Source organism: Streptomyces caniferus, assembly GCF_009811555.1.
GTDB classification, from domain to species: domain Bacteria; phylum Actinomycetota; class Actinomycetes; order Streptomycetales; family Streptomycetaceae; genus Streptomyces; species Streptomyces caniferus.
Genome location: NZ_BLIN01000005.1, coordinates 1,062,762 through 1,083,724, shown reverse-complemented (window position 1 = coordinate 1,083,724; position 20,963 = coordinate 1,062,762). Strand labels below are relative to the sequence as shown.

The following is a 20,963-nucleotide window of genomic DNA, read 5'->3' as shown; positions in this document are numbered from 1 at the left end:
CGGCTTGCCGACGGCGGCCGTGTTCCTTCCGACTGGAACTCCCGGCAGCCGTGCGAGATGTCGCGCACAGAGCAGCCGACCGTCGTCATGGGGGAGTGGGGTGACCTCTGCAACCAGGCCGGCGGGTCATTCCTCCAGGGCTGCCGCTACGCGGTCGAGGTCGGTGAGGAGCGCTGCCATGCGCTGTGGGGGGATCGCCTCCACCATGCGCTGTTCGACGGCGTAGACGGCGGCCTGGACCGCGGCCAGGCGCGCGTGGCCTTCCCCGGTGAGGTGGGCGGGCCGGGCGCGGCCGTGGTCGGCGGTGGCGGGGCGGGTGATCAGTCCCGCCTCCTGCAGGCCCCGCAGGACGACGTTTCCGGACTGCCGGGTGACGAAGGTCGCGCGGGCGAGGTCGGCGTTGGACATGCCCGGGTGCAAGGCCAGGAGTTCGAGAGTGGCGTACTGCGGCACGGTCAGTCCGTGCTCGCGCAGGACCTTGTCCATCGCGCCGCGCAGGGCGGCCTGGGCGCGTTTGAGCAGATACCCCACGTGCTGGGTGACGTCCTTCGCGGGATGGGGCGACTCGGGTGGCGTGGGCTCCTCCATGTCAGCATTTTGACATACGAGACCCGGCGGCCCTACCGTCACGCATGTCAAAGTGCTGACATTCAACAGTGAGGAAGACCTATGTCTGTCACCATCGACGGCCCCGACTTCGTCGCCCTGCAAGTCCGCGACGTCGACGCAGCAGCGGCCTTCTGCGAGCAGCACCTGGGTCTGCGCCGGGCCGCGGTCTCGCCGCCGCACGCGGTCGTGTTCGACACCAAACCGACCCCCTTCGCCGTCCGCGAGCTCCTCCCGGGCATCGACCTCGCCGATACCGCACGGCCCGGCCTCGGCGTGGTGATCTGGTTCCAGACCTCCGACGCTCACGGGCTCCACGACCAGCTCACCGCCGCCGGAATCAAGATCCTCACCCCCATGGCGAACAGCCCCTTCGGCCCGGTGTTCTCCTTCGAGGGCCCCGAGGGCTACACACTCACCGCACACGGAGGCTGACGCGAGCCATGTCCTCTCGGCCGACGATCAGTCGGGCTCGATCTCGAGAGAGGGATGGGCGCGCTCAGGGGCTGCCGGTGGGCCGGTGAGGGTGGGGAACGTGCCCGACGCTGGTCTCACGGTGCTCAGGCCGTCGCTGGTGGCTTCGGTACGGCGCGATGTCCGGCCTGTGGTTCACCGAGCGCGCGTTCGACGTGATCACGCAAGAGGCTGCCCGCGTCGCTGAGCCGGAGGGCATCAAACGGTTCGGTGAGTACTGTGCTCACGAACTCGGCCGCCAGGACGCGGCGTTCGACCCGAAACTCGACGTCGACTTCACCCACCTCGGCGGCCAGGGCCTGACCACCGTCGTTGTCGGCAAGGCTGCTTGACCGCCACCTCCCGTCGGCGGCGGCAAGTGGGGAGCGCGTTGCCCTGACGCGCATGCGCGTCAGGGGGTCTGAGTCGTGTCGGTGGTTCCCGCTCGATGCGCGTGGCCTGGGGCACCCGGACACCTCGCGGCGCGGCGACGAGGCACCCGAGCGCCCCGTCGCTGCGCCACGAGGTTCCTGCACCGCCCGCCCGCGCGCAGGTCCCGGTGAGGCTCGCTTACTTGCCCTGCAGCGTCCCCACCGGGTTGGGTTCCTCCTTCAGCGTGGTGACCGCCGTCTTTCAGCTGATGTCCTCGGGGTAGAGGGCGCTCCGCAGGAAGGCCGTGGTGAGCTGCTGTACCAGGGTGACGCGTGCGGGACTCTCGTCCGTCGTCTCGGCGACCTCGTACCCGGGGATTCCTCCGAGCGAGCGCTCTGTACCGCACAGCGTGAGCAGGCTCTTGCTGACCGGGCTGTGGGTGTAAGGCTCGGTGAACCAGTCCGGTCCGCGCGTGGACAGATGGGATTGGTCGTTGTCCCCGGCGACGATGAGCACCGGTGTGGTCATGGTGTCGAAGGACGGCTTCATGAAGAGGAGGTTCTCGGCGGCGTACGGGGGCGGGTCGTCGCCCAGGCCGGTCAGGGCGAGCAGCACACCCGCCTTCACACGGGGGTCGGGCATGTCCTGACCGGGAACGCCGCCGGAGTCGAGGGCGCGCGCCCAGCAGCCCGCTCGCCGTCTGGGCTCCCCAGATGGACGGGCATCGGCAGCAGACCAGTACCCCAGATCAGTACCCCAGACCCGTACCCCAGGGGATCGACCGGGCGCCGCGCACGAGCAGTCTCACGGGGCGGGCTGCCCGTCATCTGACACCACACGTCCACAGAGAACGAGCCCCCGTTACATGGCTACGACATAGCCCGCTCGATCGTCACTTTCCTCGTGCAAGTACATTCACCATGAACCGAGTTACTACTACGCACCGGCGTCCCTACGCCGCGAGGAGAACGCCCCATGGGTTCCCACGCCCGCCCCAACCGCATACACCGCACCGGAGTCCGGATCGCGATGGTCGCACTTGTCGGTGCCGCCCTGCCGATCACCGCCGGCGGCCTCGCCGAGGCCGCCACCCCCGGTGCCACGCACTCCGCGGACGAGAACGGCCAGCAGGGTGGCGAGGCCACCACGACGGTCGCCCAGAAGCAGGACGCGAACGACCAGGACGCTCCTCAGATCAAGGCCGACCACGCCTTCCTGCTGGACGCCCGCGACGGCAGCCAGGAGCGGGAGCTGTGGGGCGGGGCCAAGGCGGACGAGAGCGTGTCCATGGCCAGCACCACCAAGATCATGACGGCCCTCGTGGTGCTCAAGCACCCGGAGTGGCTGAACCGGCAGATCACGGTGAAGCAGGAGTACCGGGACTACGTGCAGAAGGTCGGCGGCAGCACCGCCGACCTCCAGACCGGCGACACGCTGACCGTCGAGCAGCTGCTGCACGCCCTGCTGATCCCGTCCGGCGACGACGCCGCGATGGCCCTGGCCGACAACCTCGGCTCGGGGGACACCACGGAGGCGCGGATCGCCGACTTCGTGCACCAGATGAACACCGAGGCACAGCAACTGGGCCTGACCGGCACGAACTTCGACAGCTTCGACGGTGTCTCGCAGGGCAACAACCACAGCACCGCCCGCGACCTGGCCAAGCTCGGCCAGCGCGCGATGCTGAAGCCGGTGTTCGCCGACATCGTGAAGAAGAAGCAGTTCAAGACCGAGGCCGTGGCGGCCAACGGGCACATCCGGTACTACACCTGGGACACCACCAACAAGCTGCTGAGCAGCTACGACGGTGCCCTGGGCATCAAGACGGGCAGCGGCCCGGAGGCCGGTTACGCCCTCGTCTTCGCCGCCGAGCGGGACAACCGCACCCTGGTCGGCGCGATCCTCAAGGACGACGCGGGCCGCTTCGACGACGCAACCAAGATGCTCGACTGGGGCTTCGCCCACTGAGCGGGCAGCGTCCCGGACGCTGAGCGAGCACCCGCGCGTTGGCTCCGTCAGCTCTTCCCCAGAGGCTGCCGTATGCCTGGCGCTGCCCCGGCCGCCGGGCAGCGCCGGTAGCGCCGAGGGGTCGATCGGCACGGAGACGCGGAGCCGTTCGAGAAGTGCGCGCGGGTGTGGAACTGGCGGCGCTGTGTTTGGCGGTTGAGCAGGTCGCGCTCGGGTCTGCGGTGTTGGGTGCAGGGGCCACAGTGGTCCGGCTGGTGCCGCAGGACGACGACTCGGCCGAGGTCGCCATGCGCGTCGTGTTGGTGAACCGGAACAACACGATGAAGCTGGGGTCTGTCACTGCTGGGCGAGTCGACGGCGCTCTCCGCCGACGACGGGTGGGGGTCGGGGTCCGGCGGCTATCGGCTCTGGTGCGGCGGAAGGCAGGCGTCACGCCGCTGCTGCCGCGCGAGGTGGGCGACCAGCGGGTGCCTCCGGCCTGACGCAAGGCGGTGTACGCCGCCCCCGATCTCCCGCAGGGGCGGCGGTGTACCGGGGCGCGTGCGTGGTGTGAGTGCTGGAGCAGCCGCACCGGGGCGTGTGCAGCCGTACCACTCCGGCCAGTCCGGATCATCGGGCTCGCGCAGCAACGCCAGCGGATCCGCTTCGCTCGCGGCCATGTCCTCATCGTGACGCGACGGCACACGCGGAGCGGATCGAGGTACGACCCACCTGCCCTGCCCTGCCTTGCCCCGCCCCGTCCCGCCCCGACAGCCCCATTCAAGTTCAGGGGCGAGGGCAGTTCTGAACCTCGACGAAGAACGCTTCGCTGCTACCCGCCAGAAGGGCGGGCCGGCTTCCGGTGGGCAGCCGGCAGTTATGCACGCTGTGTGAGCGGCGACGGGTGGAATTCGGCCGTGGTCCGGGCCGGCTGCCGCAGACGCACGCGCCGGAGTGGAGGCGTTGTGTTCTCGGTCACGAACCACCTTCACTCTCATCGTCTACAGTGCAGTAGACCGTCTACTTGCTTGTAGTCGCTCGGGGGTGCGGTTGCCCGGCCGTCCCTGCACGGCCGACTGCGACAAGGGCAACCCGCCAGGGGCGATCCGTCCCACCGTGTCAGGGATGGAAAGCCGCGAGATTGGCGTCCGCGTTGCGTCCGCCAGGGCCACGTAGGGCCGGTCGTCGGCCGTTGACGGTCGGCCACCCGTCGGCCTGCCCGTCGGGCCGTGGTCGGGGAGCGTAGCCGGGACGAGTCCCGGAGTCAGCGAGGAGATCATTGTTGCGTCTCACCATCCTGGTCGTCGAAGACGACCACGCCCTGCGGGACGTGCTGGTGCGCGGACTGCGCGACGAGGGCTTCGACACGGTGGCCGCACAGGACGGCGCCATCGCACTGCGCCTGGTCGGCGCGGGCGTGGACGCTGTCGTGCTGGACGTCGGACTGCCCGACGCGGACGGACGGGACGTGTGCCAGGCGATGCGGGCGCAGGGGTTCCTCGGCCCGGTCGTCTTCCTGACCGCGCACCACCGGCTCAGCGACCGCCTCAGCGGGTTCTCCGCGGGGGGTGACGACTACCTTCCCAAGCCCTTCCACCTCACCGAACTCGCCGCCAGATTGCGCGCCGCCCTCAAACGCTCCGGGCCCCGGGCGCCCACGGCTACCGGGGACCTGGTCCTCGATCCGGTGCACCACAGTCTGGAGGTGCGGGGCGTCGAAGTGGTACTGACGCCCACCGAGTTCCGGCTGCTGGCCGCGCTGATGGCCGGCCTCGGGGCGGTGGTGCCCAGACAGGAGCTGGTCAGGGCGGGCTGGCCCGAGGGGGCGCACGTCAGCGACAACACCCTCGACCAGTATCTGAGCCGTCTGCGGCGCAAGACCCGGGAGGCGGGCAGCGAGCTGACGATCAGCACCGTCCGCGGCGTGGGGCACCGGCTGTCATGACCGCCCGAACCCATCCTCTCGCGCCGCCCGCCCGAAACCGCTTTGTCACGCTGACCGCCCGCTGCCGCCCGCGCACCTTGCGGGGCCGGTTGTCCCTGGTGGCGCTCACCACCGCCGCGCTGGTCATGGTGATCCTCACGGTCGTGTTCCACACGGTCGTTCGCCGGCACCTGCAGCAGCAGGCGGACGACGAGCTGCGCACCCGGGCCGCGGCGGTGGCCGCGACCGTCGACACCCGCCACCGCCCGGTACGTGTCCTGGAGACCCCGGACGACGCCGTCCTCGACACCAACGTGTGGATCTACGCGGGCAGCCGGCTGCTGGAGCACCCCGCCTCCACGGCGCCCGGCGACCCCCTCAGCCGCATCGCCGCGGATCTCGCCGCGCGCGGCGGCAGACACTGCGCCGAGGTGACGGCCGCTGACCCGATACGTCTGTGTGCCGAGCCGGTGGGCGCCGTCCGGCCGGGCGCCGGGCCCGCCGCCGTTGTCGTCACCGCCATGGATCTCGCGCCCTACCGCTCCTCCGCCGACACCCTGCTCATTGCCTCCCTCGCCCTGGACGCCACCGTCCTCGCCTGTACCTACGTCCTGACCCGGCTGGCGGTGGGGCGCGCCCTGCGGCCCGTGCGGACGATGACCGAGCAGGCCACCCGGTGGAGCGTGGTCGCCTCCGAGCAGCGGTTCGGCGCCGGGGACCGCCCCGTCGAGCTGACGCGGCTCGGGGCCTCACTGGACGAGCTGCTGGACCGTATCCGTGCCGTGCTGCGCCACGAACAGCAGCTCACCCGGGAGCTCTCCCACGAGCTGCGCAACCCCCTGGCGCGGATCACCGCCGAACTCGACTGGTGGCAGGCCCGGCCCCGCTCCACCGTCGAAACACGCGCCACGCATGCGTCCATCGCCGATGCCGCCGACTCGATGCGCACCATCTGCGAGACCGTCCTCGACGACGCCCGGGCCGACGCGCACACCGTGCCCGGCACGGCGGATGTCGTCGCCGTGCTGCACCGGCTCGTCGTACGGCTCGAAGCCCCGGGGAAGATCACGCTCACGGTTGCCGGTCCGGACACCGTGGTGGCCGGTGTGCCCGCCGTACTGCTGGAACGCATCGTCGCCCCGCTCCTCGACAACGCCCTGCGCTACGCCCGCACCCGGGTGGCCATCCGGGTCTCGCCGGCACCCGACGGCATGCGCGTAGCGGTCGTCGACGACGGCCCCGGGGTCCCGGCCGCCTTCACCGCGCACCTCTTCCAGCCGGGCCGGCGCGCCGACCCCGCGGACGGACACGGCGGCGCGGGCCTGGGACTGCCGCTCGCGCGGCGCCTGGCCCGCTCCGCTGGTGGTGAGGTGACCTATGACCCCGGGCACGCCCCGGGTGCGTGCTTCGTGGTCGATCTTCCCGCCGGATGACCCGGCCGTGCCCGGCGATGCCCCGCCCGGTAGCCGGTAGCCGGTAGCCGGTAGCCGGTAGCCGGTAGCCGGTGGGCGGGGCGCCGCCGGGCCTTCGTGCCACCGCTCAGGAGACGCCCGTCAGCGTCGTGTCCTTCGGGGCGGCGGTGCGGCGCTCCTGTACGTGGGCGTAGCCCATGAGGCCGATGAGGACCGCGAGGAGTACGGCCGACGAACCCGCTGTGCCGAGGTCGAGACCACCCTTGGCGAGCGGCTTGGTGAGGAAGTCGCCGGCCGTGGCCCCGAGGGGGCGGGTGAGCACGAAGGCGATCCAGAACAGCACCACGTTCGGCACGGCGGGCACCCGCATCAGGCCGACGAGTACGGCGAGCACACCGGTGACGAGCAGGGCGCCGCCCGCGTAACCGAGTCCGGAGCTGTCGGAGAGGAAGTCACCCATCGAGGTGCCGAGCGTGTTCGATACGAGGATCGCCGCCCAGAAGAGGGCCTCCGCGCGGAAGGTGACGATGTCGCGGATGGCGAACGTCAGCCCGGTGCACTTCCAGATGACGAAGATGACGAGCAACAGCGAGATCAGGATGGCGGCCCCGGTGGGGTAGCCCAGCCCCAGTCCTTGCGGTCCCCAGCCGAGCGACTTCGCGCCGTCGGTGAGGAACTCGGCGCTGGCGTCCCGGTTCATGAAGTCGGACATCGTGGTGCCCGCCATGCTCGTGGACAGGATGACGGTCCAGTAGAAGAAGGGGTGGTAGCGCCGGGACCGGAGCTGGACGACCAGGGTGACCACGAAGATCAGGAACAGCGCGATGGTGGTCAGGAAGTAGCCGAGCTTGAGGGTCTGGGCGAAGAGGTCACCGGCCGTCTCACCGAGGGTTGTCGCGGCGATCTTCATGACCCAGAAGGCCAGTGTGACCTCCGGCAGCTTCCGCAGTACGTACCTGTCGGTGCCGGCGACGTCGAGGTCGGTCAGGACTTCGGGCTCAGGCAAGGTCGATCCCTCCTGGGTGGCGCCTCCGCCGCACGTCGTGTCGTGGGGCCATGGGGAGTGCGCACAGTGGCGGCAATGGACGGGTACGAGGCACACCGCCGGCAGCGATGGCTTCGCACGCCGCACCACGCTCCCAGCCGCAACATGAACGCATCCTGAACGCCACCGACCGCACCCGCGAAGCAGCCCCGGACGGGTGCAGCAGGCCCTCTCCCGAGCTTCGGGAGCCGGCTGCACCCGTCCGGGGCGAACCGCGCTCAGCTCGCCCGGGAGGTGAGCCGTTCCGGGTCGGAAACGTCTCGCCGGGTGACCGTCAAGAACACCACCAGGCCGAGAACGACCGTCAGGAACAGCACGCTGGTGATCACGGTGCCCAGGCCGAGCCCGCCGTCCGAGGTGGGCTGGGACAGGTAGTCGCCGACCGAGGCGCCCAGCGGCCTGGTCAGGATGTAGGCGATCCAGAAACTCCACACCGCGTCCAGCCCCAGGGCGAAGTGCGCCACCGCGACCGCGGCGATCGCCAGGGCGAACAGGCCGGCGGAGACCCAGTACCCGAGGTCCATGCGCTCGGCGACCAGGTCGCCGGCAGCAGTGCCCAGGGCAAAGGTGAACAGCACGGCGAGCCAGTAGAACGACTCGCGGCGGGTGGTGTCGACGTGATGGATGGACAGCGTCCGCTCACTGCGGTACCAGGCCACGAACACCACGACGAGGGCCACCGCGAACGCGATGGTGCTGGTCTCCAGCGGTACGCCCAGGTTGTCCGTGAGGTTGTCGCTGATCAGCGTGCCCACGATGCTGATCAGCGCCACGGCGAGCCAGTAGACACCGGGGCGATAGGCGCGGGTGCGGAACTGCGCCACCAGCACCGCGACCAGAAACACGCTCATCAGGAGCGACACACCGGTCAGGCCCAGGCCGAGCTTCTCGTTCAGCAGGTCGGCCGCGGTCTCGCCGACCGTGGTGCAGAGGATCTTGATGACCCAGAAGTACGCCGTGACTTCGGGAACCTTGTTCCACCGGAGGCGCCGGCCGGTGGGAGCGGAAGCGGGGCGGGACTCGTTGTGCGCCTCGACGGCCCCGGGGATATCAGCTGTCATGGTGCCCGACCGTGTCATCCCCAACCTGAACGCATCCTGAGCACGCCGCACGCGTACTGCCCGATCGCTGTGGCGAAACACCCTCGTTCCGGCGAGCTGGGGCTCCTCGCAGGCGATGGCACGATCACCACGGCTCACTTCGCGGACCGCGCTGCCCCCGTACGCGCCTGCGGGGCGCGAACGGGAACAGTGCCGGTGAGTCGCTCAGGAGTCCTGCAGAGCACGGAACGAATCGCACCAGACGGTGGTCCGTCCGACCCTTCCGTTCTCCTCCTTGACGGTGCGGTTCGCGTACAGGGGGTTGAGGATCCACGGCTTCTTGTGAGCGTCCCAGCCCGACTGCATGGATGCGATCTGCGCCACCCCGTACGTGGCCACCGCGAGTTTCCCGGTCTCCCGGAACATCTGCATCTGCTGTGTCAGATAGTCCTTGTGAGAGGCGAACCACGGACTCATCGCGAGGAAGTCGTCCCACCGCTTCTGGGGGACGGGCTCCTCGAACGCGTTGCCGATCACCTGCCACACGCGGGTGTTCGGGGGCACCTCGTACTTCTCGGCGTAGGCCGCCGGGATCTTGTCGCCCATGTGCTTCTCCCAGAGCTGCACCAGGGAGAACTCCGTGGCGAGGAACTTCTTGCCCTTGTCCAGGCGGGACGCGACGTACTGGACGTACTTGCCGGCCGCCTGCAGGGAGTCGACGTGCGGATGGATGTCGAGGCCCTCGAGCTCCGGCTTCCTGTTGACGAAGCCGACCCACCGCTCGGTGGCCTTCGTGCGCCCTTCCTTCTCGTCGAGGCGGTTGAGAGCCCCCATGTACAGGCGGGTCCTGCAGCCCTTCGGGAAGGTCTTCCTGCGGTAGGCGATGACGTGTTCGGCGACGTGCTCGTAGAACACATTGAGGCGCGCATCGCGCTCGTCCTTCCTGGTCTCTAGGAAGGGCTCGTTGCCGATGGTGAGGATGTCCATCTTCCCCATGACAGCGTGCAGCACCCGGTCCACGCGCTTCAGCAGCGCTTCCATCTCCTTGCTGCCCACCTCGGGAAGCGACTGCCCGAGAGTCAGGAAGGGGAACTTCAGCGAGAGGATCGTCTTGAAGCCGTTCCCGCTCGCGTCGAGCAGCCTGGCGATGGACGGCTGTTGGGCCGGGGAGTGCGTGTCGAAGTAGTCCGTCATCGGGACGAAGCCGCGTACCCACTTCGCCGAAAGGGCCCTGACCTGCGTGAAGTTCATGTCGGAGGGGTCCTCGTTGAAGTTCACCCCGAGCGCACCGTTCGGCGCCTCGCCCGTGGGTGCGTAGCCGCCCTTCGCGTCCGATTGCACACTCCCGTCCTCGCCCGACTGCTCACCGCCCGCAGGTTTGCACGCCGCGGTGAGGAGGGCCGCGCCGGTCACTCCCAGCAGCCGGCGACGCGAGGTCGGCCTCGCGGGGGCGGGAGTACCGGACGTGTCAGGCTGCGCGGACGACTCGTACCGCATTGCTGTTCTCCGATTCTGGTGAAGTCGTTGCCGGCCGTCGTCCCCCACCGGCGTCGTTTGTGGCGCGCCGGTCGGGCGGAGGTCGCTGAACTCCCTTTGCCGACAGGGAGCTTCGTCCTCCGTGTGACGCCTCGGCGCCGTTCCGTGCATGATCAACGTAGTTGATCGGAACCAGAGCACGGGCTCGGCTCCCGACCACGGCCCCGCCGCCCCCCCCCGAGCGCGCCGCAGGGTACGAAGCTCGCTGCGCCCATGCCCAGGTCCACGCCATCGCGAACCCCGGCACTTGGTTCGAGCGCCTGGGCTGTGGTCGCATGGTGACGATGCTCTCCAACGAACCTTCCGCAGACTCAAAGCCGCGGGTACCGGCGAGCCGTGCTGCCCAGGACGGCCCGGCCTCGGACAACCAGGGCCCGGACCAGCCGTCGGCTCAAGGCAACACCGCCGGCGCCGACTTCGGTACAGACACTGGTAGTTCCACCGCCCCTGACATCGCCGCCCCCGACAACAGCACCGACTCTGGCCCCGGCGCTGACGTCGGCACCGGTACTGCCGCTGCCGCTACCGCTACCGCCGCCGACAGCGGCACGGACTCGACCAGGGCCACCGACGACGAGAAGGAGCCCCCGCGGGCCGGGCGCAAGCCGCGTCGGATCGTACGGAGGACCGCGAAGGTGGTCGTCGCGCTGGCCGTCGTTCTTGCGTTTCTTGCGCTCGGTGACCGGTGGGCCGTGCTCTATGCGGAGAACCTGGCGGCGCAGCAGGTGCAGAAGGCGCTGAAGCTGCGCGCCGAGCCCGAGGTGCACATCGACAGCTTCCCGTTCGTCGGGCAAGTGCTCGCGGGCAATATCGACCATGTCGACGTGGACGTCCCCGATATCGACGCAGGGCCGGTCTCCGTCGCCCAGGTGAAGGGGACGGTGGACGACATCCGGATCGTCGGCAGCCTGCCGTCCTCGGTCAAGGGCGCGGTGCTGAGCCGGGTGCGCGGTGACGTCCTCCTGGACTTCAAGGACCTGAACCGTGAAGTCGGTGCATCGCAGATCCACTTGAGGCCCGGCCCCGAGAAGAACACGGTGCTGGCCGGCGGTGACCTGCCGGTGGGCGACAAGCAGGCCCAGATCCGGGGGCATGCGCAGTTGCAGCGCACCGGGGACCGTGGCCTGCGCATGACCGTACGGGACACGCGCGTGGTGGTGCCCGGCCTGCTCACGTACGTACCGGGCAAGGGCGGTGGCTTGCAGCTGACGGCACCCGTCGCCGACAAGATGGACGAGGGCGAGCTGCAACAGGCGACCGGGAAGCACGTCCTTCCGCAGCAGATGATGAAGGGCCGCGTGCTGGACACGCTCGTGGACCATCCGTCGCTGCTCAAGCCCACCGGCATCGATCCCTCGCTCATCCAGGGCCTGCAGAAGCTCCGGGAGCCGAAGGTCGCGCAGCAGATGAAGTTCTCCGCTCACCTGCCGGACAACCTGCCGGGCGATATCCGGCTGCGCGACATCTCCGTGACGAAGAACGGCATTCGGGCGGAGCTGACCGGCAAGGACGTAACGGTGGGCTAAGACGGCGATTCACTTGGCGAGTCGGCGGTAGTCGATCGGGCGGCCGGTGGCGGGGGAGCCGGCTGATCGCCGGACCACGGTTCCCGCATCCAACACCCATCGGTCGCCGCCGTCTATCGCAATCCTTGTCGTCGTCGACGACCTCGGGCCTGCCGCCGTGTCGGCCGCGTGCGCGAGCGGATGCTTGGCACGACGCCGCCCTCTGCGTCGCGGCTCCGGGCAGGGCGGCGTCGACGGCGGGACCACGGCCGGCGGTCGGGCGAATTCTCCGTGGCCAGAGAGCAACATGATGAGTTGAGACGTCTACCCCGTTGTGCGAATCGGCATTTTATGACCTCCACCAGGGGTCAGTACGGTCGGATTCATGGAGTGGAACTTTCAGACTGCAGAAGAACTCGCGGCCGCCTTGCGTGCCGGTGAAGTGACATCGGTGGAGCTGACCGACGAGGCAATCGCTCGTATCGAGCGGGACGACAAGGCGATCAATGCGATCTGCGTGCCGGACTTCGACCGTGCGCGGGCCGCCGCGCGCGGTGCCGACCAGGCGCGTGCCCGCGGCGAGGACCGGCCACTGCTCGGTGTTCCGGTGACGGTCAAGGAGTCCTACAACATCGCCGGGCTGCCCACGACCTGGGGCATGCCGATGCACCGGGACTTCGTGCCGGCCGAGGATGCGGTACAGGTGTCGCGGCTCCGAGCCGCCGGCGCGGTGGTGCTCGGTAAGACCAATGTGCCCCTGGGGCTGCAGGATCTGCAGAGCTTCAACGAGATCTATGGCACCACCAACAACCCGTGGGATCACGCTCGCACGTCGGGCGGATCGTCCGGTGGATCGGCGGCGGCCCTGGCGGCTGGATTCGGCGCGTTGTCCATCGGCTCCGACATCGGCGGTTCGTTGCGCACCCCCGCGAGTTTCTGCGGCGTCTACGCGCACAAGCCGACGCTCGGGCTGGTGGCGAACCGCGGTATGGTCCCGCCGACCACACCGGCATTGCCGACCGACCTCGACCTCGCCGTCGTCGGCCCGATGGCGCGCACCGCCCGCGACCTCACGCTCCTGCTCGACGTCATGGCCGGGCCGGATCCGCTGACGCTCGGCGTGGCGCACGACCTGAAGCTGCCGCTCGCACGCCACCAGCGGCTGAGCGACTTCCGGGTCCTGGTCCTCGACGAGCATCCGTTCCTTCCGACCGGGTCCGCTGTACGGGCCGGCGTGAACCGGGTGGCCGACGCACTTGTCGACGGCGGCGCGCGCGTCGAACGGCACACTCCGCTGCTGCCCGACCTGGCCGAAGCCGCGACGCTCTACATGCAGTTGCTGTTCTCGGGCTCCGGTGCGCGTTTGCCCGTCGAAGCGTACGAGCAGCTTCGGACCCGCGCCGCCGGACTGAGCGCGGACGACCAGAGTCTCGGCGCGGCGCGGCTGCGCGGGATCGTGTTCAGCCACCGCGACTGGATCGAGGCGGACAACCGTCGCGAGCTCCACCGTCACGGCTGGCGGCAGCTCTTCGCCGAGTTCGACGCCGTGGTGTGCCCGATCTCGCCGACTCCCGCGTACCCGCACGACCACAACCCCGATCTATTGGAACGCCGCCTCGACATCGATGGCGTCGAGTACCCGTACCTCGACCAGCTTGTCTGGGCCGGTCTGGCCACCATGCCCGGCCTGCCCGCCACGGCCATACCAACGGGCCTGTCCTCCGAGGGCCTGCCGGTGGGAGTGCAACTCGTCGGTCCGATGTTCGAGGACCGCACCCCGCTGCGGCTGGCCGAACTGCTCGAGCAGCGGATCGGCGGCTTCCAGGCGCCGAAGTAGGGCGTACTACCGGGTGTCCGTCGAGGATGAGGTGCGGAGGACGAACGAGGGCTGAGGCCTGGTCGTCCTGACGCTCGCGGCCTGACACGCGGGACCGGCCATGCCGGCCGGCCGTCCCGTCGCCTCGACAGCCGGATCGTGTTCGCATCAGACGCGAAGCCTTCGCGTCTGATGCGAACACCGAAGGTCCACCAAGGATGTTGTCTTTTCACTGACCGGCGGGAACAACCACCACGGCCCCTCTCTGGCGTATTCGGTTACCACCCCTGATGCACTCCGTCGACCCGAAGCTGGTCGACGCAGCCGAGCAGGCCCGCATCTGAACCGCTCAGTCATAGCTGATGTGACGGAGCGTCTTGGTTGGCAAGTGGGCTTTGCGCTGGGTCAGTTGGGTAAGGGCGGTGTTGTCGGTCGGTGGTGTCATGGGGGGGGCGAGTGGGAACTGTTGGGGTCGAGTGAGGGCGGCGCCGGATCCATGGTGCGGAGTTCCAGGCCGCGCGTGGCTGGGCCCCGCCCGTGCGTGCGGTTCGTTTGTGGGACGTAAGTGAGGCGTTTCCAGAACGTCAGTGGCTCCGGGAAGAGTGGTGTCCACACCGCGGGACGGCCGAAGAAACTCCCGCACGGAACACAGGGGGATCCCGATCATGCGTACTTCCCGGATTCGTACCGCCACTCTGGCCGCCGTCACCGCCGCGCTGGCGCTGGGCCTGACCGCCTGCGGCGGCGCCGACGACGCCTCGAAGGCGGCGGGCGGCGACAGTGCCGCCGGCAGTGCGCAGAGCCGGTCCGCGTCCAACGGGGACGCCAAGGGCGCAGGGGAGCAGGCCGGCAGCGGCGGCGCCACCAAGCAGGAGGCGCGCTCGACGACCGCCTCGGGCGGGACGGACAAGGCCGCGAACAGCGGCACGACGGCCGGCGCCCAGCAGTGCCGCGGCGACGAGATGCTGCTCACCGCGGTGCACCGGTTCGCCGGGCAGCAGGGCGACCACCTGCTGGTCACCGCGTCGAACAAGGGCACCAAGCCGTGCTGGGTCACCTCGTACCCGTCCGTGAAGCTCGGCGACGACGCCACCGCACTGCCGCACTCGAAGAAGGACAACCCCGGCGGCGGCCAGCACCTCACCCTCCAGCCCGGCGGCACGGCCTACAGCGCGGTGAACCTCTTCGACTACGGCTCGCAGCACCACACGGCGCAGTCGTTCGCCCTCGCACTGCGCGGCGCGGACGGCCACGACGGCCCGTCCTACTCCGTCGCCCTCAAGGGCGACAAGCCCCAGTTCAGCTGGAGCGAGGCCGACGTACTGAACTGGAGCGCCAAGAAGCCGTACGACTTCTGACGAGCCGTCAGTAGCGAAGCGTCGGTGCGGGACACGCCGCACCGCGCCTCCCGCACCGCGCCTCCCGCACTCCGTCGGCACGGCGTCGGTGTGCCGGCGATGGCGTCCGGCTGGACGACGTGACCGAGTCGGCCCGAAGTTTCCTCGGCGACATCGAGACGTCGCGCGGGAAGTGACCCGGCCGGCCGGTCGGCACCCGGGGGTGGGATGCATCCGGAGTACCCCCCAGGGCCCGGCGCGACCGGAACGGGTCTGACCGGGAGTCCGCTACAGGTGCGGGGTGCGTGCCTCGATCCGGTGGTCGAAGGCGGCACCGCCGACGCCGACCGTGGTCACCCCGCCGTCGACGGTGAGGACGGCCCCGTTGACGTAGGACGCGGCGGGCGACAGCAGCCAGTCGATCGCCGCGGCGACCTCCTCCGGATCGCCCGGCCGCCGGGCGGGGGTCAGCCGGTTCGCCTCCTCGTACGCCGCCTCGGCACCGCCCGCCAGCCCCGCCTCCGTCGCGAACCGCGCCATCCGCTGGTCGGCCATCTCCGTGCGCACCCAGCCCGGGCACACCGTATTGGCCCGCAGCCCCTGCGGCCCGTAGTCGACGGCGAGGGAGCGGCAGAGGTGGAGCAGACCCGCCTTGGACGTCGCATAGGCGGCGTTGCCGGCGCTGTTGCGGAGCGCGGCGACCGAGGCGACCGTGACCACCGCGCCGCGGGCCGCCAGCAGATGCGGCAGCGCGGCACGCAGCAGAAGGAACGGGCCGGTGAGGTTGGTCCGTATCAGCTCTTCCCAGTCCTCGACCTCGGTGTCGCCCACCGAGCCGCCCCGCCCGATTCCGGCGTTGAGCACCACACCGTCGAGTCTCCCGTAGGCCGCGACCGTCGTCTCGACGAGCTCGCGCACGGCCTCGGGGTCGGCGGCGTCGGAAGGGTGGGCCAGCGCTCCCGTCTCCTCGGCCACCCGGCGCAGTGGCTCGGGCCGCCGCCCGGAGATCACGACCTGGTGCCCGGCGGTGCGCAGCAGCCGTGCGGTGGCGGCCCCGATCCCCGTTCCTCCGCCCGTCACCAGGACAACACGCTGTTCCGACATGCTCGTTCGCCTCCGAAGGTGGTCAACTTCCGGTCCTCGTACCGCGAGCATACGAAGCGCCGGCACCGCCGGGCCGACCGGGCACGCTGCCGTCGGCACGGCGGCTGGGTGCGGGGCCAGGACGACCGCGGCGATGCACCGCATCTGACGCCGCGCGCTGATCCGCCGGGGACGACAGGACGGCCCTCAGCCCAGAGCGCATGTCCAGATCACGGGGTGCGGGGCGCCGGCGCCGTCGTAGGGATCGCCGTCGTAGGCCCAACCCCCCGCCCTGGCATCGTCATTGACGGCCTCGGCGCCGGCCGGGCCGTCGGGGGCGAGGCCGGGGAGGGCTCGAACGGAGCCGGAGCCCGGCCAGATCTGGGCCTGGTCGATGGGGGTGAGCGGCGGGATGCCGTACGGGAACATCGCGGTGCCGACGGCCACGCCGCTGCTGGGGCTGATGTCGTTGAGCCAGCCCTTGCCCTCGTGAGCGGGGAGCCCCGCTATCTGGACGCCGTCCTTGGTGTAGGGGGCGTCCCAGTAGGTCTCGGCGGCCAGGTCCTGGTGGCTGTAGGTGCGCTCACCGACGATGCGTCCGTGGTTGTCGATGGCGGACGGGTACCAGTCCGTGTCGGTGTTGATCTCGACGGGCTTGAGCTGCCGTCCAGGACCCGTGGTGCCACCGGGCCAGACCAGCCCGACGCTGCCGCTCACCTCGCTCACGCCGTCCCAGTACCAGGAGTAGCCGATCACCGTTCCACGGGAGTTGATACCGCGTACGCGTACACGGGTGTGCCCGGGTTTGACGGTGAGGGTCCGGGCGATGGTGGCGCCGGCCCAGAGGTAGGCGGTGTCCGAACTGTCGTTGCCGCCCGCGACGGTCCCCACGTCGTTGACGTCGGCGGCGTAGGTGCCACCGGGGAGGATGCGTACCGCCGACGCACCGGCCCGGTAGCTGAAGGCGGCGACGCCCACCGGGCCCTGGATGCTGCCCACCATGAGACCGCGGTGGTTGACGGCGGCGACCGAGCCGCTGTCGTACCCGGACGGGAGCGGGACGCGGTGCACCGTGCTTCCCGTCCAGTAGGCGGGCAGCCCGGCGGACCGGCCGACGGACAGGCCGCCGGTGCCGAAGTCGTTGACGCTCTCGCTGCCCCAGGACCCGGCGCCGGTGCCCGGCAGCCGGTCGAGGGCATGAAGGGCAGGGGTGCAACGGGCGGCCTGGCCGGGGCCTTCCGCTGCGGTCGCCGGAAGCGCTGTGGTCAGCAGCGCTCCCAGTGCGAGTGCGGCGGCGGCCATGGCTCTGCTGCGGCCTGGTCTCATGAAGGATCCCCCTCCGTCGCGACGGGTTCGGCCCCGTCGGCCGCTCATCATCGGCTGCCGGTACCGGCGGACGGGGATGTTCCACGCGCAATGGCCTGATTGCGCCGAACCAAGGGCTGTCCTGTCGTCCCCGATGGATCAGTACGCGGCGTCAGCTGCGGTGCATCGCAAGGCGGAAGGCCGTCCCCGCACTGGGCGTATGCGGGATCGACCGTGACCGTGATGCCGTGCACTTCGCCCTGCCGAAGGGGGCGAAGACGCGTACCGTCGCGAGATGCCCTCCCCGGTGGCCGAGGAGCTGAAGCGCCACGTCGGGGCTGTCCCGCCGCCGGTAGAGGTGAAGCTTCCGTGGGAATGCCGGGGCCGGATATTCGGCGGAGGAAGCTCTCCCTTTGGTTGGGCAATGCCCGAGCTGAAGCAGCTGCATGTTGGTCATGCCCCGGCAGTCTTGGCCTTCGAGTTGGCGAATCGCGCCTACTTCGCTGCCTCGGTATCCGACCGTGGCGACGACTTCTTCGCCCAGTTCACCGACAGGTACAACGCCTTGCTGGCTGAGCAGGAGGCGGGCATCTGCGCCTTCTACGTGCTCGTCGCCGAGGACAGCTCGGTACTCGGCAGGTTCAACCTGGTCGACATCGAGGACCAGTCTGCGGAACTCGGCTACCGGGTCGCGCAGCACGTCGCCGGCTGCGGCGTGGCGACCGCGACCGTCCGGGACGTGTGCCAACTGGCGGCGGCCCAGCACGGGCTGCGCACATTGCGAGCGGCCACGGCCCGCCGGAATGTCGCATCCCAAAAGGTGCTGACCAACGCCGGGTTCGTTCTCGTCGGCCCCGCCGACCCAGCCCACATCGGCGGTAAGCCAGGCACCTGGTATCAGCGCGGCCTGGTGCTCCAGCCATACAGCGCGATCTGACTGGGGACCGGCTGCGGGAAGGCCCGGGTGTCAGAACGAGCCCGAGGGGCCGGCATCGTCCCTCGGCGGCGAGGTGGATTTTGGTGGGGATGCCGCCGCGGGAGCGTCCCGGGCATTCGCCGATCTGATCACCTCCTCCCATCGGACGACCAGTTTCCGCAGCACCGGTTCGACCCGGTTCGTCCCCTGCCCGGCCCCCTTTTGAGGAACCGCGGCCGGGGGCACCTTCCGCGCGCCGGCGGCGTGCTGATGAGCCCGCACCGCGGTGGAGTCCGCTGGCACGTCCCAGTCGATTCGGCCCTCAGCGTCCTCGGCAGCCTGGACCAGGGACAGCAGCCTCTCCCACGTGCCGTCCGCTGACCAGCGGCGATGACGTTTGCAAACCGTCTCCCACGGCCCGAACCGCTCGGGAAGATCCCGCCACTGCACACCCGTCCGCACCCGGTACAGCACCCCGTTAATCACCCGCCGATGATCACTCCACCGACCCCCACGCGCACCACCACGAGGCAAGAACGACTCCAGTCGATGCCACTCCGCATTCGTTGAATCCCCACGACCCATGGAACCAGCCTGACCCCAACACCCCACCCACGTCCGGAGATCCGAGAAACACTGCCTAGCGCGCTGACCTGGACCAGTACCTCTCCCGCCCGCGGGGCAGGGACGGCGACCTCCGTCAGCTCAAGAACCTCCGGCCCTCCGTGCCCTGTGATTCGCTTACCTCGGCTCTACCCCGTGAGGCCGCCGATCGGGGGGGAGGGTGTCAGTCTTGGCGGCTGGGGAGCATGGCCAGGGCCTGGGAGCGCTGTGCGACGAGGTCGTCGTAGGTGCCGTCGCGCTCTCCCCGCGCCTGCGGCCTGGCCAGAACCGGCTTCGTTCCCTCTTTCTCGATCCCGAGGAACAAGCCTTTCACCAGGACTGGGCCAAAGCCGCCGCCAGCTTCGTCGCCGCTCTTCGGACCACCATCGGGGACGACACCGACAACCCACGGTTCGTCGAACTCGTCGGGGAACTCGCACTGTCCAGTGAGCGGTTCCGCATCCTGTGGGCCCGACACGACGTCCGCAGTCTCGACGGAGGCACCACCACCGTCCACCACCCCGTCGTCGGTGAACTACGCCTCCACCGCGACAAACTCCCCATCGACGACGTCATCCTCGTCGTCTACTACCCTGACAAGGACAGCGACAGCGACGAGAAGCTGCAACTCCTCGCCGCACTCTCACAGACCGAACTCACCGGCACAGCACACAGCAGGGCAGCAGACGCCCCCCACCCGAAGACACCCTGACGAACACCGGCCGCCCGGCAGTACGTTCAGAACGACCGCGCCACGATTTCCGCCATCCGCGGACCGCCTCGGCGCCCGGTCATCAGTCGTCGGTGGCGTCCAGGGCGCGCAGGGGCCGCAGGCCGCCTGGGGCCCGAAGTGGGAGCCGTTGCTGCTGTCTGATGACGAGCGGGCTGAGTGGGAGCGGTGGACGCGTCGGGCGACATCGGCCCAGGCCCTGGCTCTGCGGGCGCCGGATCGTGCTGGCGTGTGCGGGGCCGGAAGTACCGCCGAGTGTCGCGGTCGCCCGGGATCTGCGGTTGACCGCGGACACCGTCCGCAAGTGGCGGCGACGCTTCCTTGCCGAGCGGCTGGACGGACTGGTCGACGAGCCCCGGCCGGGCCGGCCGCCCACCATCAGCGTCGATCAGGTGGTGGTGGTCACCACGCTGGAACAGCTGCCGAAAAACGCCACCTACTGGTCGCGAACGTCGATGGCACGGCACAGTGGCCTGTCGAAGTCGACCGTGGGCCGGATCTGGCGGCAGTTCCAGCTCAAGCCGCATCTGGCGGACTCGGCGCTACCCCCCTTACGGTCGGGTGAGAATTTCGGCTCCGCTGTCGGTGATGGCAATGGTGTGCTCGCTGTGCGCGGTCCGGCAGCCTGTCGCGCTGCGCAGCGTCCAACCGTCGGCGTCGGTGATGAGTGTGGCAGTGTCGGCCATGACCCAGGGCTCCAGGGCGAGCAGCAGTCCGGGGCGCAGCTTGTATCCGCGGCCGGGCCGTCCGGTGTTCGCGATGTGTGGGTCCTGGTGCATGGTCGAGCCGATGCCGTGGCCTCCGAACTCGGTGTTGATCGGGTAGCCCGCCTTGCTGAGGACCGTGCCGATGGCGTGGGAGAGGTCGCCGATGCGCGCCCCAGGCTTGGCGGCGGCGATGCCGGCGGCGAGTGCACGTTCGGTCGTCTCGATCATCGCGACGCTCTCCGCCGGCCTGGCCTTGCCCACCAGAAAGCTGATCGCGGCATCCGCGGCCACCCCGCCCCTGGCTACGGCGAGGTCGAGAGTCAGCAGATCCCCGTCTGCCAGCGTGTAGTTGTGAGGCCGCCCATGGAGCACTCCGTCGTTGACGGCCGTGCAGATGTAGTGCCCGAACGGGCCGCGCCCGAAGGAGGGCGCGTAGTCGACGTAGCAGGACTGCGCTCCCGCCTCGGTGATCATCTCCTTGGCCCACTGGTCGATGTCCAGCAGGTTCGTCCCGACCGTGCTGCGCTGCTTCAGCGTGTGCAGGATGTTTCCGACCAGGGCGCCGGTGTCCCTCGCCCGCTCAAGCCGCGCGGAGTTCAGGATCTCAATCATGGGGGACCTCTCAT

General features: G+C 69.8%; 17 protein-coding genes and 5 pseudogenes. 12 read left to right on the top strand and 10 right to left on the bottom strand.

All coding sequences use genetic code 11. From position 1 onward, the window contains the following. Positions 1-126 precede the first annotated feature (126 nt). Complete coding sequence (locus tag Scani_RS21385) at positions 127-588, bottom strand: MarR family winged helix-turn-helix transcriptional regulator (protein WP_159478849.1); 462 nt, start codon at positions 586-588, stop codon at positions 127-129. An 81-nt stretch (positions 589-669) separates the two neighbouring features. Here Scani_RS21385 and Scani_RS21380 point away from each other — a divergent pair, with 81 nt between their 5' ends. Further along, positions 670-1,041 (top strand): VOC family protein, encoded by a 372-nt coding sequence (locus Scani_RS21380; protein ID WP_159478847.1) that lies wholly within the window; start codon positions 670-672, stop codon positions 1,039-1,041. A gap of 158 nt (positions 1,042-1,199) precedes the next feature. After that, positions 1,200-1,412, top strand: coding sequence for a hypothetical protein (locus Scani_RS21375; RefSeq protein WP_159478844.1), 213 nt, complete (start codon positions 1,200-1,202; stop codon positions 1,410-1,412). A 217-nt stretch (positions 1,413-1,629) separates the two neighbouring features. On the opposite strand, the pseudogene Scani_RS21370 reads toward Scani_RS21375, so the two are convergent. Beyond that, positions 1,630-2,143 (bottom strand): annotated as a pseudogene (locus tag Scani_RS21370) (alpha/beta hydrolase); the annotation flags it as partial. Positions 2,144-2,406: 263 nt separating this feature from the next. On the opposite strand from Scani_RS21370, the gene Scani_RS21365 reads away from it, so the two are divergent. The 4 genes from Scani_RS21365 to Scani_RS21350 all read left to right on the top strand — a co-directional run bounded on the left by Scani_RS21365 (position 2,407) and on the right by Scani_RS21350 (position 6,735). Continuing rightward, positions 2,407-3,399 carry a D-alanyl-D-alanine carboxypeptidase family protein gene (locus Scani_RS21365; RefSeq protein WP_159478841.1) on the top strand — a complete coding sequence of 331 codons (993 nt, stop codon included), beginning with the start codon at positions 2,407-2,409 and terminating at the stop codon, positions 3,397-3,399. A 167-nt stretch (positions 3,400-3,566) separates the two neighbouring features. Further along, entirely contained in the window at positions 3,567-3,881 is a 315-nt protein-coding gene (locus Scani_RS21360) for a hypothetical protein (RefSeq protein WP_159478838.1), read from the top strand. A 779-nt stretch (positions 3,882-4,660) separates the two neighbouring features. Then, a complete protein-coding gene (locus Scani_RS21355) occupies positions 4,661-5,323 on the top strand; it encodes a response regulator transcription factor (protein WP_159478835.1) in 663 nt (220 codons plus the stop codon). Next, positions 5,320-6,735 carry a sensor histidine kinase gene (locus Scani_RS21350; RefSeq protein ID WP_159478832.1) on the top strand — a complete coding sequence of 472 codons (1,416 nt, stop codon included), beginning with the start codon at positions 5,320-5,322 and terminating at the stop codon, positions 6,733-6,735. Before Scani_RS21355 ends, Scani_RS21350 begins: the two co-directional genes overlap by 4 nt. Before the next feature lie 106 nt (positions 6,736-6,841). On the opposite strand, the gene Scani_RS21345 is transcribed toward Scani_RS21350, so the two are convergent. From Scani_RS21345 to Scani_RS21335, 3 genes are all read right to left on the bottom strand, one after another. Beyond that, a complete protein-coding gene (locus Scani_RS21345; RefSeq protein ID WP_218039205.1) occupies positions 6,842-7,720 on the bottom strand; it encodes a COG4705 family protein in 879 nt (292 codons plus the stop codon). A gap of 257 nt (positions 7,721-7,977) precedes the next feature. Beyond that, a complete protein-coding gene (locus Scani_RS21340) occupies positions 7,978-8,820 on the bottom strand; it encodes a COG4705 family protein (RefSeq protein WP_159478829.1) in 843 nt (280 codons plus the stop codon). A 204-nt stretch (positions 8,821-9,024) separates the two neighbouring features. Then, complete coding sequence (locus Scani_RS21335; protein ID WP_246296064.1) at positions 9,025-10,140, bottom strand: hypothetical protein; 1,116 nt, start codon at positions 10,138-10,140, stop codon at positions 9,025-9,027. A gap of 479 nt (positions 10,141-10,619) precedes the next feature. On the opposite strand from Scani_RS21335, the gene Scani_RS21330 reads away from it, so the two are divergent. The 3 genes from Scani_RS21330 to Scani_RS21320 all read left to right on the top strand — a co-directional run bounded on the left by Scani_RS21330 (position 10,620) and on the right by Scani_RS21320 (position 15,014). Beyond that, the gene (locus Scani_RS21330; protein WP_246296063.1) at positions 10,620-11,861 is read left to right on the top strand and encodes an LmeA family phospholipid-binding protein; all 1,242 of its coding nucleotides are present in this window, start codon (positions 10,620-10,622) and stop codon (positions 11,859-11,861) included. A gap of 364 nt (positions 11,862-12,225) precedes the next feature. Beyond that, positions 12,226-13,677 (top strand): amidase, encoded by a 1,452-nt coding sequence (locus Scani_RS21325; protein WP_159478826.1) that lies wholly within the window; start codon positions 12,226-12,228, stop codon positions 13,675-13,677. Positions 13,678-14,321: 644 nt separating this feature from the next. Then, entirely contained in the window at positions 14,322-15,014 is a 693-nt protein-coding gene (locus tag Scani_RS21320) for a DUF4232 domain-containing protein (protein ID WP_159478823.1), read from the top strand. Positions 15,015-15,281: 267 nt separating this feature from the next. On the opposite strand, the gene Scani_RS21315 is transcribed toward Scani_RS21320, so the two are convergent. Continuing rightward, positions 15,282-16,097, bottom strand: a complete 816-nt coding sequence (locus Scani_RS21315; RefSeq protein WP_159478820.1) for an SDR family NAD(P)-dependent oxidoreductase — start codon at positions 16,095-16,097, stop codon at positions 15,282-15,284. A 186-nt stretch (positions 16,098-16,283) separates the two neighbouring features. Beyond that, positions 16,284-17,402 carry a hypothetical protein gene (locus Scani_RS21310; RefSeq protein ID WP_159478818.1) on the bottom strand — a complete coding sequence of 373 codons (1,119 nt, stop codon included), beginning with the start codon at positions 17,400-17,402 and terminating at the stop codon, positions 16,284-16,286. A 403-nt stretch (positions 17,403-17,805) separates the two neighbouring features. Between Scani_RS21310 and Scani_RS21305 the strand changes: the two genes are divergently transcribed. Continuing rightward, the gene (locus Scani_RS21305) at positions 17,806-18,318 is read left to right on the top strand and encodes a GNAT family N-acetyltransferase (protein ID WP_159478815.1); all 513 of its coding nucleotides are present in this window, start codon (positions 17,806-17,808) and stop codon (positions 18,316-18,318) included. A gap of 22 nt (positions 18,319-18,340) precedes the next feature. Here Scani_RS21305 and Scani_RS21300 read toward each other — a convergent pair. Next, positions 18,341-18,882: pseudogene (locus Scani_RS21300) on the bottom strand (IS5 family transposase); the annotation flags it as partial. 202 nt (positions 18,883-19,084) lie between these two features. Further along, positions 19,085-19,162, bottom strand: a pseudogene (locus Scani_RS41130) (short-chain dehydrogenase); the annotation flags it as partial. Here Scani_RS41130 and Scani_RS21295 point away from each other — a divergent pair. Both Scani_RS21295 and Scani_RS21290 read left to right on the top strand, forming a co-directional pair. Beyond that, positions 19,151-19,612: pseudogene (locus Scani_RS21295) on the top strand (MmyB family transcriptional regulator); the annotation flags it as partial. The pseudogenes Scani_RS41130 and Scani_RS21295 overlap by 12 nt on opposite strands. Before the next feature lie 161 nt (positions 19,613-19,773). Next, positions 19,774-20,121 (top strand): annotated as a pseudogene (locus Scani_RS21290) (helix-turn-helix domain-containing protein); the annotation flags it as partial. Between the two features lie 60 nt (positions 20,122-20,181). Here Scani_RS21290 and map read toward each other — a convergent pair. Next, entirely contained in the window at positions 20,182-20,949 is a 768-nt protein-coding gene (map, locus tag Scani_RS21285; RefSeq protein ID WP_159478809.1) for a type I methionyl aminopeptidase, read from the bottom strand. Between the last annotated feature and the right edge of the window lie 14 nt (positions 20,950-20,963).

Bases quoted from the DNA above. Each gene is read 5' to 3' on its own strand.
- Scani_RS21325 (WP_159478826.1), top strand. From the start codon at position 12,226: ATGGAGTGGAACTTTCAGACTGCAGAAGAACTCGCGGCCGCCTTGCGT.
- Scani_RS21380 (WP_159478847.1), top strand. From the start codon at position 670: ATGTCTGTCACCATCGACGGCCCCGACTTCGTCGCCCTGCAAGTCCGC.
- Scani_RS21330 (WP_246296063.1), top strand. From the start codon at position 10,620: ATGCTCTCCAACGAACCTTCCGCAGACTCAAAGCCGCGGGTACCGGCG.
- Scani_RS21350 (WP_159478832.1), top strand. From the start codon at position 5,320: ATGACCGCCCGAACCCATCCTCTCGCGCCGCCCGCCCGAAACCGCTTT.
- Scani_RS21320 (WP_159478823.1), top strand. From the start codon at position 14,322: ATGCGTACTTCCCGGATTCGTACCGCCACTCTGGCCGCCGTCACCGCC.
- Scani_RS21385 (WP_159478849.1), bottom strand. From the start codon at position 588: ATGGAGGAGCCCACGCCACCCGAGTCGCCCCATCCCGCGAAGGACGTC.
- Scani_RS21340 (WP_159478829.1), bottom strand. From the start codon at position 8,820: ATGACAGCTGATATCCCCGGGGCCGTCGAGGCGCACAACGAGTCCCGC.
- Scani_RS21315 (WP_159478820.1), bottom strand. From the start codon at position 16,097: ATGTCGGAACAGCGTGTTGTCCTGGTGACGGGCGGAGGAACGGGGATC.
- Scani_RS21365 (WP_159478841.1), top strand. From the start codon at position 2,407: ATGGGTTCCCACGCCCGCCCCAACCGCATACACCGCACCGGAGTCCGG.
- Scani_RS21375 (WP_159478844.1), top strand. From the start codon at position 1,200: ATGTCCGGCCTGTGGTTCACCGAGCGCGCGTTCGACGTGATCACGCAA.
- Scani_RS21310 (WP_159478818.1), bottom strand. From the start codon at position 17,402: ATGAGACCAGGCCGCAGCAGAGCCATGGCCGCCGCCGCACTCGCACTG.
- map (WP_159478809.1), bottom strand. From the start codon at position 20,949: ATGATTGAGATCCTGAACTCCGCGCGGCTTGAGCGGGCGAGGGACACC.
- Scani_RS21305 (WP_159478815.1), top strand. From the start codon at position 17,806: ATGCCCGAGCTGAAGCAGCTGCATGTTGGTCATGCCCCGGCAGTCTTG.